This is a genomic window from Rhodococcus sp. FH8, from assembly GCF_019266085.1.
GTDB lineage: Bacteria > Actinomycetota > Actinomycetes > Mycobacteriales > Mycobacteriaceae > Rhodococcus_F > Rhodococcus_F qingshengii.
Genome location: NZ_LPNQ01000068.1, coordinates 55,802 through 68,161, shown reverse-complemented (window position 1 = coordinate 68,161; position 12,360 = coordinate 55,802). Strand labels below are relative to the sequence as shown.

The window sequence follows — 12,360 nt, the reverse complement described above, 5'->3', positions numbered from 1 at the left end:
TGGAACATTCGAACGAACAACGACATGTTCAGGTCAGCTCAAGGCATACAGAGACTGGGAAGTCGCCGCGTACGCGCTGTCGTAACTCGCCGCAGTCAACGCTTCGACTGCTCCGACCTTAGCGCGCTTCTCCCAGCCTTTTCCCTCCCTGCTCCGCCAGGCGAATCCATCTTGATCAACTCCCCACAGTGCATCCGAGGAGCCCGCGATCAGCACCATGGACGGCGCTCCAGCGACCTCTGTGAAGGTGCGCCCGTCGTCGCTGCTGTACTGCAGCCCTGACGAGGTGACAGCCCATGTCCCACTGTCGGTGAGAGCGAGGGATGCCACACCCAGGGCAGCGCCGGATTCCCACGACCTTCCCTGATCCTTCGACACCGTGACACCACTGGCCCCGTCGAAGCCGACGAGTGTCTTGCCATCTGTAGCCAGAGAATGAAAGTCGACTTGTCCCGCGAGCGAGCTATCCATCCAGGTTCGGCCGCCGTCGTTGCTGGCGCGTAGGCCAAGTGGGTTGGCTGCGGTACTGGTGGACGGTCCCGGGTGCCCTGAGGAAAAGAGCGTGTCACTGCCTGTCACACCCGCCAACCCCATCAAATCGTCGTCGGAATCACCCACTCGCACTGTGTCGCCCGAATCTCCGATAGCGAACAGTCCGCGATGCGTACCTGCCAAGATGGTGCCGTCGGCCTTGATATGCAACCCGTGCAGATGATCAAGTTCGGGTGCGAGTTCCACGCCTGGTATGGACGGGGCGATTGACTGGCCGGCCTTGTCGTCGCTTACCTGCGTTGAACAAGCCGAGAGAGAGGTGGCGACGAGAGCGGCGCCGACGATCCCCATAATTCGGGACGTTCGCGCACGACGATTATTGGGCATCTGGGTGTCTCGTTCTGTACTCGAAGGGGCGGCAACACTTCCGGGTGACCGGTACCGCATCTACTAAGACGAATAGTAGATGAGAACGTCGGCTGACTGCTTTCACCCCCCAGTAGTGCTCTACTGCCCTGGGAATGCTCACCGTCGAACCCCTTGCTCTGATACGGCCGGGGGGTACAATTGACCCTGTCCCGGGAGCAGTCGACAGGATTACCGAGCATCATGGTGAGCCGGCGGAACCGGCGCTGGCAGGAAGAATTGAACACAGGACGGGTGCAGCCGCACTGCCTAGCTCGGCTGGCAGAAAAGACTGAGAACGCTTCTTGTGTGTCACTTATCCGGAAGGATCATGCAGTTGTCGAAGCGCCCTTCCAGGGGCGGTTGCTCGACGTGCCTTCGTGTGTGTGCCGTTTGCTGCATTACACCGTAGCCAGGGACAGGCCCAAATCGATTGCCGCCCACTGCGGAGGCGACGCGATTTTGCCTCTGACCCATTTGCGGGGACGAGCACTAGGGGAATCTTGTGGGCACAACCAATCCGGTTGATCCAGACCGTCGCGACTATGCGACCCACGGATACATCAATGCAAAAGACTCGTACATCAAGCGCCTCAAACGCATCGAGGGCCAGTCGCGAGGGCTGCAGCGAATGGTCGAAGAAGAAAGGTGCTGCATTGACATCCTTACCCAAATATCGGCGATGACAAAAGCGCTGCATGCGGTGGCTCTGGGATTGCTCGAAGACCATCTCGGTCATTGTGTCATCGATGCCGTCGCAACAGGTGGCACCGAATCCGACACCAAGATCAGGGAGGTCGCCGAAGCGATCAGACGACTCGTGAATTCGTAAGGACTCTTCCATCTGATTTCTGATAACGATCTCCTAGGCGGTGTTGCAGTATATCGACCCCGGTTTATCGAAACTCATTTGCGTAGAACGTAATTGCGGTCGGATCATGTTTTTGAATGCGGGCGAGGGCGCGCGATATTCTTCGTGCGGTCTGCCCTGTCGGAGGTCGACGTGCGGGCTCCGACGCTTATGAGTCTTGATGTTTCAAAGTTTACGCAAGCATGGAATATGCTGTGCCCCGGAAGCCCCCATCGCGGCCACGGTGGCGGGCTGGAGTTTCGGGTTCGGTATCGCCGCCGTCATCGCGCTCATTGGGGCGGTCGTCGCTGCTGCCACGCTCACGCCAACGGCAGTCCGTCCAAAGCGCGGGAGACGGTAGCGACCAGCGTTCGCCAATCTGGTTGTGGCGCACTGAATGGGCTACCGAGCACGCGGACTGCGCTCCTTGTTATAGAGCCAGGTTGCTCGACGGCGCGCGTCCGGGGCGACGTGTTTCCCGCTCTGCCACTCGTAGGCAGGTTGCGTGGCGATGGCACAGAACCGTTGGCCGTTGGTGATAGTTACCACGCGGCCGGCGGCTGAGACATCAGCGGTGGGAGAGTGCTACAGCGACTGAGTGGCGGAGTGGTTGTGAGGAAACGCGGTGCAGACCGGCCGCGTGGACGAGGTGCCCCACAAACGGTGTCGTGGGCTGAGCACTTCAAGCGGCACGTGATGCTCATTATCGGAATCAACTGCTGTGCAAGGGAAAAACTAAACGAGTACCCGGCTCAGGGCCGCCCCGACGAGGCGATCGTACAACCCGTCCTCCCAATCCGTAGCCCGGTATGTCGGGACGGCTATGTCAACGATCAACGCTCTGCACTCGCTGGACACCGAGCCTTGTCGACAGGACATAGATATCCGAATCGGAGGGTGAAGTCTGCCAAGGGATCATCCACCGGATGATGCAGGCGAGGGGTTCATCCGCACCGCGAAAGATACGGGCGCACCGAAATGGCCGTCGAGCTTGTTCGCGATAAAATCGGCGTGGGTGATGACGGCCGTTATCGTGAGTGAACTCCTCGCCTTGGTTGTGTTAATTCGCTTCCGTGTTCAGGATTCTCTCCTCGACCCCTTGAACGAAGGCATTGCAGAACGCATTCTTGCGATTCGGTGATAGAGGATCGGTGTGGAAGCGGCGTGGCCGATGAGCGGAAAACCCCGGTCGCTCTATGTCGACAACGCGCGGGAGTTCAAGAGCGAGGCCCTCACACGCGGCTGTGAGCAGCACGGTATCGAGCTGGGGTATCGGCCTCCTGGCCGCCCGCACTACGGCGGGATCGTCGAACGCGTCATCGGCACGGCGATGCGCACGATTCACGAACTACCTGGGACGACGTTCTCGAGTCCGGTCGAGCGCGGCCAGTACGACTCCGAGAAGCTGGCGGCATTGACCCTTCAGGAGCTGGAGCGATGGCTGGCCCTGGCTGTGGCGAACTACCACGGCACGATCCACTCCACTTTGGGTCAGACCCCGGCAGGCCGCTGGGCCGACGCCGTCGCGGCGACCGGACTGCCCGCGACGACGGCCAACCCGACAGCGTTCTTAGTGGACTTTCTCCCCGTCGTGCGGTGCACGCTGACCCGCACCGGGCTTCGTCATCGACCATGTCCACTATTTCGCCAACGCGCTCAAGCCCTGGATCAGCCGGCGCGGGAGTCTCGACCGGTTCCTCATCCGGCGAGACCCCCGCGATATCATCAGGATCTGGGTGCTGTGTCCCGGCTGGGCCGAGTACGGATCAGCGGTGGCGGTCTACGCCAGCATCGAGGCCGCGATGGCGGCGCCGACCCGATGCGCAGCCTCGATGTCCAGGACTTCGCCGTCGGGGTGCGTGTCCAACCACGGCCGGGCCTCCTCGTGGGAGGCGAAGTAGTGCACCTGGTTGCAGAACGAGGACCGCACCGGCCCCTCGTCCTCGGGGATCAAGAGGGATAGAACTGCGGTGTCGGGCTGCACGGACGTGATCGTGCCGTCTGCACCCGTCGTCACCCGGACAACGGTCCCGCCGCCCGGGGAGGTCGACTCGATCGTCGCGGCCTTCCCGATGAGCGACGGGAAGAAGAGGGTGTCCAGCGCGCACCACGTGTAGAGCTGCCGCCCTGCCACAGTGAAGCGATGCGGCGTGGGCCGCAGCGTCAGGGCCAGGCCGAGGACGCGGCCGTCATCGTCATACTCGGTGTCGGGGACGGCGGACAGTCCCCGCCGGACCGCGTCCTCGGGCTGTCCGCTGGCGGTGGCCAGCTCGGCGACGGTGACGGGCTCCCCCTCGGCCAGCAGCCGCAGGAGCGGCACAAACAGGCTCGGCTCGAGCCCCGACCTGGAGAGGGACAGCAGATACGCGAGGGTTTTCTCGTCGATGGCGGTCATCTAACTCCTTGGTTTCAGCAGCAGGGCCACGAGCTCAAGCGCAGCAGGAGAGCTTGGCGACATCGGTGGTGAACGCCTTGCAGGCGATCCGGATGCCCTCGGCCATCGTGAGATAGGGGCTCCACGCGGCGGCGACCTGCGCGGTGGTCATCCCCGCCTCGAGGATGTAGACGCCGGCGGCTGCGATCTCCCCGGCATCCCTGGCCACCGCGGAGATGCCCAGGATCCGTCCGGTACCGAGCTCGGCGACCACCTTGATGAAACCGCGGGTGTCGCGGTTGACGAGGGCCCGCGGGACATACTCCAGGGGCAGGACCCGGCAATCACAACGGATCCCGGCAGCGACGGCTTCCTTCTCCGTCATCCCGACCGAACCGAGGGCGGGACTGGTGAAGGTAACCCTCGGTAGGTGCCGGTAGTCGACCTCTGCCCCTGCGTCGATGAATGCATTATCCACGGCCATCGCGCCGTGGGCCGCAGCGACGTACACGAACTCGCGGTGGCCGGTCACGTCCCCGGCGGCCCAGATGCGCGGATTGGACGTGGCCAAGCCGGAGTCGACCACTATCTCGCCCGTGGCACCGGTCTTCACCCCGACCGAGTCAAGGTCCAGTCCCTCGGTCACGGGCCGACGGCCCACGGCAACCAGCAGCCGGTCGGCCCGGAACGTTTCCTTTCCGCCGGCCACGCTTGCCGTCACCGAGACCCCGTCCGGGTCCGAGGCCACGGAGTCGGCCGTGGCCCGCCGGACCACCCTGATCCCCTCGTCGGCGAATACCCCGGCCAGCGCCTTGGATGCCTCTGGCTCCTCCTGCGAGGCCAGCCGGGAACGGACCAGCATCGTCACCCGGGAGCCCAGCCGGGAGAAAAGCTGCGCCATTTCCAGGGCAACATAGCCCCCGCCCAGGACCAGCAATGTCTCGGGCACTTCGTCCAGTTCCATCGCCGTCGTCGAGGTCAGGTAGCCCGCCTTGTCCAGTCCGGGAATGGGCGGCACGTGGGGGGCTGAGCCGGTGGCCACGAGGTAGTGCTCGGCCTCGATCGTCCGTACCGCGCCGCCGGGCGAGATGACCTGGAGCAGCGGCGCATCCGGGGTTCCGGTGAACGACGCCTCGCCGTCGATCATGGTCCACCCGTAGTTAGCGGCCAGATCGACGTACTTTTCCGTGCGCATGCTTTCCACTAGCGTGGCCTTACCTTCAATCAAGGCCGGCATGTCCACCGGGCCCGCCGAGGCCACAACCCCGGGAAAGCGGGTCGAGTCCAACGCCACGTGGCGGGCCTCCGCGGCAGCCAAAAGCGCCTTCGACGGAACGCATCCGGTGTTCACGCATGTCCCGCCCACGGTGCTGCGCTCCACCATCACGACGCGCTTGCCCAGTCCTGTGGCCCGGAGCGCGGCCGCGAAGGCCCCGCCCCCGGAGCCGATGATCGCCAGATCGAACTGCTCGCTGCTCATTCAGACACCTCTTCGTCGTGGCTCAGGGATTCCTGTCCGCCATTATGAACCTTCCAGTACGATGGAATGTCAAGTCTGGCGATCACGGAGGGGGCTTGGGTGCACATGAGAATCGGGCAACTCGCGGAGGCGACCGGCACCACGACGAAGACCTTGCGGTTCTACGAGGAGTCCGGGCTCCTCACCCCCGCCGAGCGACTGGCCTCGGGCTACCGGGACTACACCGACGACGCGGTGGGCCAGGTCGGGTTCATCCACCGGGGCCAGGCCGCCGGGCTGACCCTCGCCCAAATCCGGCAGATCCTGGAGATCCGCGAACGCGGGCAAACGCCGTGTTCACACGTGCAGAGCCTGCTGGGCGAGCGGCTCGACGAGCTCGACGCCCAGATCGCCGAGCTTCTCGTTCTCAGGGAGACCATCTCCCAACTCCACGAGAACGCGAGCAAAGCAGAGCCGAGCATTTGCTCTGCCGACCAGGTCTGCCGCTACATCTGATCCAGGACCCTGGGATTTACGGGAGTCATGGCGCGACCGGCCGCAGTTGGCTCGCTCGATGCTTCATAGGGGATAGCGCAGTCGACTTCCGATATTCGTGCAGGCGGCTTCTGAAAATGACAGCAGGACTCTCCGCAGCCCGCGATCGAGGCCGTATCGGTGGCCGACCCTCGTCGCTGACAGCCGCAAAGAAGCGTCAGGCGAACAAGATGCGCGGAGACGGCGTCCCTATGAGCGAAATCGCAGAAGTCTTGGGCGTAGCAAGGAGCACCCTTTACCGAAATATGCAGTGAAATAATAGTATTCGACTAAACGCAGGTATGGTCGCTGCTCGGATTCGATTGCTGCAGTGAACACCGAGTCGAACCTTGCAGCCGCGCCATCGAATCCGCTTTTGATTCGCGGAGGGGATCGTCTGTAAGCCGCTGCCAAGTTCGGTCGGAGGGGAACTCTAGGATTGATCAGTGGGATTCGGACAAGCAGACAAAGCGAAGGGCGACATCGTCGCAGAGGCATACCGGCGGATATCCGGACCCGTTGCCTACCTTGACGAGTCATATCAAGCTCCGAATATTGACGTCACCACGTCCAATACCTTCTACGTGTTCACGGCCGTTGTCGTGCAGCCTGAGGCGATGGAAGATCTCAGGGCAGGCCTAGAAAAAATTGCGGAAAGCACATGGTGGCACACCACTCAAGCGTTGCTCGACGAAACCGGCAGAGGCAAGACCCGTGACATGCTCGAGTACCTGGCGGAGGGGTTCGAGGCATGCGTAATCGCATATAAAGTACCTGTTGACGAAGAAGACCACGACGCAGAGATTGCAAGGCGTGCCTGCTATCGAGGCCTGGCAATTGAGTTGGCTACCGGTGTCGCGGAGAAGTGGGACCCCGTCGAATTACTGGTGTTGGAGGAGCGTAACCAATCGAATTTCCGCAGCAAGGATCAAAAGAACCACAAGGAGCTTGTCTCCGAGCAGAAGATCCCACGTAACACGCGACTGCTGCAGACCTCACCGAAGTTCGAGCGACTGTTGTGGCTGCCCGATGTGGTGTCGTCGGCATACCGTCGGACGATTACGCACACGGACGAGACCAGCAAGTTTTTCGACATTATCGAGAGTCAGACTTACTTCATTGAGCCTGTGGACTGAGTCAGCCCGCAGATACAGAGCAGCCCCCGGCTGCCGTAGCTACACCGAGGGCCAGACCAGCTGTCGGGGCTCGCACCCAGAGGACCGGTTCCTTGCTCACATATAAGTTAACACGCTCAGCGGCGAAAAACATCCTGGCTGGAATCTTGGAGTGGGAAGTCACTGGTCTGAACCCATTTAGGGCAAAGAACAGGTACCGGGGGAAACTTGTCGGCGCCTACTAAGCCGGTGTTATTGCGAGCGGCAGGTCTCCCCAGGTCGGGAAAGGGGGCTTCGTCGGCGATTCCGGCTGACACTGACCAGGATCATTTCCGTGGTGCGTCATGAGAATGTCTTTCGGTCAGGAGCTGATCGGAGGGGCAATGGTGTTGCTTGAGGGGATGCTAGCTGCGCTGATCGCGGCGGCCACGACGGCAATTACTCCGAGGACGAGGTAGGCGTGGGCGTAGCTTCCGGTCCAGGTGGAGAGCGCAGTGCCCGCCCATGGTGCCAGTGCCATGACGATGACGACCGGTGCAGACATCAGTCCGTTGAGCCGTCCGTAGTGTTCGCCGCCCCACCGGTCGGTGATGGCGGTGGCCTGGATCAGGGTGAAGATGCCGCGGACCAGTCCGGCGCCGACGGCGATGCCGATCAACGCCGCCGCCGAGCTCGCCAGACCTAACCACGCGGTGCTCAGACCGGCAACGACGATGACCGATACCGTGCGCACGCGGACACTGGTCTTCGCTGCGAGAGGTAGGTAGAAGATGCGGCCGATGACCTGACCGGCGCCGCCCAACCCGAGCGTGAGTGCGGCGAGGCTGGGACTGAATCCGCGTTCGATCAGTAGCGGTACGAGGTTGAAGACGCCGGCGGATGCGGCGAAGGCGGCTGCAGCGAGGGCGACGATCAGAGCAAGAAAGGCGAGGCTGCGGGAGGTGCGGTGATAGTCGCCGGGCTGGGCATGGGGCAGCCGGATGGGGTCGGGCCACCCGCCCCGCAACCCCCAGATATGTCCGGGGATGGTGATCACAGCCAGTATGGCGGCGAGCACCAGGTAGGTTGTGCGCCAATCGAAACGATCGGCCAGAGCGACAGACAGTGGCGCGAACACCGTGCTGGCCAGTCCCGCAGCGAGGGTGAGAATCATCAGTGCTTTGACGTAGTTGTCTCCGTACCAGCGGGTCAGTGCGGCGAATGCCGGTGGATACAGCACCGCGCCCATCGCGATTCCGGCGAACACCCACCCTGCGAAAAACAGTGGGAGGGTGTGAGCTGTCGCGATGAGCACCAGTGCGGGTACAGCGAGGACGGATCCGGCGGTCATGATCCAGCGGGGCCCGTGGCGATCGAGGATCCGTCCCACCGGTATGCCGACGGCGGCGGCGGCGAGTTGGCTGACCGAGAACGCCGCCACGATCACAGCGCTCGACCATCCGGTATCGCGGGAAATGGCTACCGACAGAACGGGAAACGCGTAGTACAGAATCCCCCAGCTGGTGATTTCGGTCAGACACAGCGCCACCAGGACCCGCCGCAGCCCCGACGGATCGAGGCTGACGGGGCGAGGCGGATCTTCGATGGTCGTCATCGGCTGTGCCCTATCCGCAGGAGTTGGAACTGCCGGAGGGACTGGACAGCGAGATCAGCTCCGGAGCAGGTGCGGCGCAGCAGCCACCCTCGGATTCCGCGGTATCGGGTTCGTCGAAAACACCAGCGCCGCCGCAGACTCCGGTTTCCGGGAGGATCAACTCCACCCGGGCGGCGGCCTCGTGATCGCCGGCGAGTTCGGCGGCGATGCTGCGTACCTGCTCGTACCCGGTCATCGCCAGGAACGTCGGCGCGCGGCCGTAGCTCTTCATCCCCGCCAGGTACATACCCGGTTCGGGATGGCGAAGTTCTTTCGCGCCGTGCGGATAGACCGTGCCGCAGGAGTGGACGTTCGGGTCGATCAGAGGCGCCAACTGTGTCGGGGCCTGCAGCACGGGGTCGAGGCCGAGTCGGATTTCCGACAGCCACGACAAGTCGGGGCGGAATCCGGTCAAGGTGACGACGTTGTCGACGTTCTCGATCCGGGTGCCGGCATCGGAGACCAGTGCGAGCTGACCATTGTCGGCGGATTCGACGGCGGCGGTGCGGAAACCGGTGACCACGGTGAGAAGTCCGTCGTCGACAGCCTTCTTCGCGCGGAGTCCGAGTGCGCCGCGAGCGGGCAGCTCGTCCGACTCACCGCCGCCGAACGCGGAACCGATAGCCCCGCGGCGAACAGCCCACGTGATGCGCGTACCGGGGGCTTGCTTTTCGAGTCCGGCTAGCGCGACGATGGCAGTCAGTGCGGAATGGCCGCTGCCTGCGATGACGGTGTGTTTCCCGGCGAACTGGGCACGGATCGCCTCGTCGTCGAGGTCGGGCACACGGTAGGTGATCGCGGCAGCGGCAGCCCTCTCGCCGAGGGCGGGCAGTCCTTCCCCGCCGAGCGGGTTCGGGGTGCCCCAGGTGCCGGAAGCATCGACGACGGCCTGGGCGAAGACGCGGTCTTCGCTGCCGTCGGCGCGGCGCAGGTGGATGGAGAGAGGTTCGGTATCGCGGCCGGCGTCGACGACCAGGTCGCGGCCACGTCGGGCGACGCCGATCACCTCGGTGTCGAACTGCACCGCATCACCGAGGGCGGCGGCGAGGGGTTCGAGGTAGAGCTGACGCCACTGCTGTCCGGTCGGGTACGCATCTACGTCGGGAGCGCTCCACCCGTTCTGCTCGAGCAGACACTGCGCGGCGGGATCGACGAGTTCGGACCAGCGGGAGAAGAGCCGGACGTGATTCCATTCGGCGATCGCCGTACCGGCGACGGCGCCTCGCTCAAGCACCAGCGGCGTGAGTCCTCGTTCGCGCAGTTGCGCGGCGGCGGCGAGGCCGATCGGTCCAGCTCCGATCACGACAACGGGTAGTTCGGTCATCACAAATTCCTTTCATCGACAATGATCGATCTTTAATTCGAACTGTATCGATATCAGTCGATGAATGCAACCATCGACGAAGGTCGATATAGTGTGTGCATGACATCGCTGCAGACCCCGACGGTGCGCGTCGGCGATTCGGACCCAGGTGCGGTCGACTCGAATGTGCTCGAGCAAGCTGACGCCGACACCTACGCGCAGTGGTTCGCGTGCCTGGCCGAACCGATGCGGGTGCGGCTGCTGCACCGCGTCGCGAGCGCTGCTGGCGGCATCACGATCGGGGCTCTCGCCGAGGCGTTGGGGATCGGGCAGCCCACGGTCTCCCACCATGTACGTAAGCTCGCCGATGTGGGATTCGTCAGCCTGCGCAAAGAGGGGACCAGCACCGTTGTCGCGATGAATCCGACGTGCTGCGTCGCGTTGCCGCAGGCCGCCGACATCGTGATGGGAGTTCTCGCGCCGCGGCCGTGCTGCCCGAGCGATCTTCCTGACGATGTCGCCGTCCGGGTCATGTCCGATGACGACTGGGACGCCGTTCTGCGGATCTACGGCGAAGGGATCGCCACGCGCAACGCCACTTTCACCACCGAAGTCCCCAGCCGGGAGTATCTCGATGCGCAGTGGCTGCCGAATCATCGCTGGGTCGCCACCATCGACGATGTCGTCGTCGGCTGGGCTGCCCTGAGTTCGACCTCCGGGCGGGACTGCTACCGCGGAGTCGCCGAAAATTCCGTCTATGTCGCCGACGGGATGCGCGGGCGAGGTGTCGGAAAAGCGTTGCTACGCAAGCAAGTCATGGCAGCGGACGCGGATGGGCTCTGGACCCTGCAGACGTCGATCTTCCCTGAAAATCGCGCCTCCGTCTCCCTGCATCACTCGGCAGGGTTCCGCACCATCGGGATCCGCGAGAAGATCGCCCAACTCGACGGGATCTGGCGCGACACAGTCCTGCTCGAACGCCGAACGGCAGCGGATTCCTGATTTTCTGAACCGCCAATCGAAGCATTTTTCGGCAATCGATCCGCCATATGTGATCAGCAACTCGAAGCAACCCCTTAGCTCGAGTGCAGAGTGAATCTGCTGAGACGTGATTCCCGCTGTAACTGGCAAATTATTCGTGGGCTGGTGTCACGTCCTCCTGCAGTGAGTTCTTGAGGGCTCGGGATCAGCGGCTTCACAGCAGAGCGGTCACCGTCGGGGATGTACGTGCAGACGAACTGGAGCGGGTGAAACTGAAAGTCTTCGCGAGTCGCCGATCGGAGTGTGCAACGCCGCCTGCATCTACATGCCGGTTGAGTATCACATCTGCTGCTCTCGCTTGCCTGTCACTCGGCTGCCCGGTAGCTCGATTGGGCAGGACTGTGCAGATTGTTGCTGAAAAGCGGTCGGTCCATGCCAGGGGTGCGGAGGTCGAGCGAGGACGGCTAGACCACGGGTTGCGCGGCGTCCTTGTCGAGAATTCCGTCTCTCTCCCACGGCCACGTCATCAGAGCCCAGATGATGAATACGATTGTCATCCCAGAAAACAGATACACCGGCCACGGACCCATCAGGTCCAGCAGCGATGCGGTGGAAGGTTTGGCGTTGAGAAAGCCGTAATTGGTATCGGCGATGCGATTGAAGATGAAAGTGACTATCGCCCATGTCAGCGTGACCAGTACCGCGAAGCGGTAGCTGCGCCATGTAGGTCGCATTCTCCGGCCCCACGTGAGATAGATCGCGGCCCAGACGACAAACAGGTGAATCGCCCAGAAGGCAAGAAACTCGTAACCGGGGAAGTCGGGCCCGGCCAGAGCCGGTGAAATCAACGCCTGCGTACTCAATACAAGCCCCCAGTAGTAGGTGAGGGCGAACGGCCAATGTCGGTGCGACCACAATGCGTAGATCGCGGACACTGTCGCGAGATCGGTGAGTTGTAAGGGTACGGATCCTCCTAGCGTGGGTGAGGACAGCGAGTAGAGCACCGCCGAGCCGTATATCACCGCCAGTATTCCGCCGAGGGCGCGGCTGAGGTGGCGAGCTTGCGCTTCGGTCTGTCTACGTCCCGCCCAGATCAGAAACACCGAACCCGCGACAAACAGAGCGATGGCTGCCCAATGCGATGGGCCGTACGCCGAGAACTCGGGTTGTGCAGAATACACATCTCTCACTTCCTCAGCGCCGCCGAACGCACT

Annotated in this window: 11 protein-coding genes and 1 pseudogene; 6 read left to right on the top strand and 6 right to left on the bottom strand. The window is 63.0% G+C overall.

The genetic code is table 11. The annotated features are described in order from the left end of the window. Window positions 1–33: 33 nt before the first annotated feature. Window positions 34–879, bottom strand: a complete 846-nt coding sequence (locus tag ATN38_RS18020) for a F510_1955 family glycosylhydrolase (RefSeq protein ID WP_218748315.1) — start codon at window positions 877–879, stop codon at window positions 34–36. Window positions 880–1,402: 523 nt separating this feature from the next. Here ATN38_RS18020 and ATN38_RS18015 point away from each other — a divergent pair. Both ATN38_RS18015 and ATN38_RS33100 read left to right on the top strand, forming a co-directional pair. Further along, a complete protein-coding gene (locus ATN38_RS18015; protein ID WP_308256279.1) occupies window positions 1,403–1,729 on the top strand; it encodes a metal-sensitive transcriptional regulator in 327 nt (108 codons plus the stop codon). Window positions 1,730–2,900: 1,171 nt separating this feature from the next. Then, window positions 2,901–3,510 (top strand): annotated as a pseudogene (locus tag ATN38_RS33100) (Mu transposase C-terminal domain-containing protein); the annotation flags it as partial. A gap of 17 nt (window positions 3,511–3,527) precedes the next feature. Here ATN38_RS33100 and merB read toward each other — a convergent pair. Together merB and merA are read right to left on the bottom strand one after the other, a co-directional pair. Further along, a complete protein-coding gene (merB, locus tag ATN38_RS18005; protein WP_218748314.1) occupies window positions 3,528–4,142 on the bottom strand; it encodes an organomercurial lyase MerB in 615 nt (204 codons plus the stop codon). A 34-nt stretch (window positions 4,143–4,176) separates the two neighbouring features. Beyond that, window positions 4,177–5,601: a mercury(II) reductase gene (gene merA / locus ATN38_RS18000; protein ID WP_218748313.1), complete on the bottom strand. Its 1,425-nt coding sequence runs from the start codon at window positions 5,599–5,601 to the stop codon at window positions 4,177–4,179. A gap of 105 nt (window positions 5,602–5,706) precedes the next feature. On the opposite strand from merA, the gene ATN38_RS17995 reads away from it, so the two are divergent. The 3 genes from ATN38_RS17995 (at window position 5,707) to ATN38_RS17985 (ending at window position 7,250) form a co-directional block, all read left to right on the top strand. Further along, the gene (locus ATN38_RS17995) at window positions 5,707–6,096 is read left to right on the top strand and encodes a heavy metal-responsive transcriptional regulator (RefSeq protein WP_218748312.1); all 390 of its coding nucleotides are present in this window, start codon (window positions 5,707–5,709) and stop codon (window positions 6,094–6,096) included. Window positions 6,097–6,212: 116 nt separating this feature from the next. Further along, a complete protein-coding gene (locus ATN38_RS17990) occupies window positions 6,213–6,389 on the top strand; it encodes a helix-turn-helix domain-containing protein (protein ID WP_256931950.1) in 177 nt (58 codons plus the stop codon). A 171-nt stretch (window positions 6,390–6,560) separates the two neighbouring features. Then, window positions 6,561–7,250, top strand: coding sequence for a hypothetical protein (locus tag ATN38_RS17985; protein ID WP_218748311.1), 690 nt, complete (start codon window positions 6,561–6,563; stop codon window positions 7,248–7,250). A 340-nt stretch (window positions 7,251–7,590) separates the two neighbouring features. On the opposite strand, the gene ATN38_RS17980 is transcribed toward ATN38_RS17985, so the two are convergent. Continuing rightward, window positions 7,591–8,823, bottom strand: a complete 1,233-nt coding sequence (locus ATN38_RS17980; RefSeq protein WP_218748310.1) for an MFS transporter — start codon at window positions 8,821–8,823, stop codon at window positions 7,591–7,593. 10 nt (window positions 8,824–8,833) lie between these two features. Further along, window positions 8,834–10,186, bottom strand: coding sequence for an NAD(P)-binding domain-containing protein (locus ATN38_RS17975; RefSeq protein WP_003944612.1), 1,353 nt, complete (start codon window positions 10,184–10,186; stop codon window positions 8,834–8,836). A gap of 99 nt (window positions 10,187–10,285) precedes the next feature. On the opposite strand from ATN38_RS17975, the gene ATN38_RS17970 reads away from it, so the two are divergent. After that, window positions 10,286–11,167 (top strand): metalloregulator ArsR/SmtB family transcription factor, encoded by an 882-nt coding sequence (locus tag ATN38_RS17970; protein WP_037131630.1) that lies wholly within the window; start codon window positions 10,286–10,288, stop codon window positions 11,165–11,167. 443 nt (window positions 11,168–11,610) lie between these two features. Here ATN38_RS17970 and ATN38_RS17965 read toward each other — a convergent pair whose 3' ends face one another. Next, window positions 11,611–12,327 carry a TIGR02206 family membrane protein gene (locus ATN38_RS17965; protein ID WP_003944610.1) on the bottom strand — a complete coding sequence of 239 codons (717 nt, stop codon included), beginning with the start codon at window positions 12,325–12,327 and terminating at the stop codon, window positions 11,611–11,613. Between the last annotated feature and the right edge of the window lie 33 nt (window positions 12,328–12,360).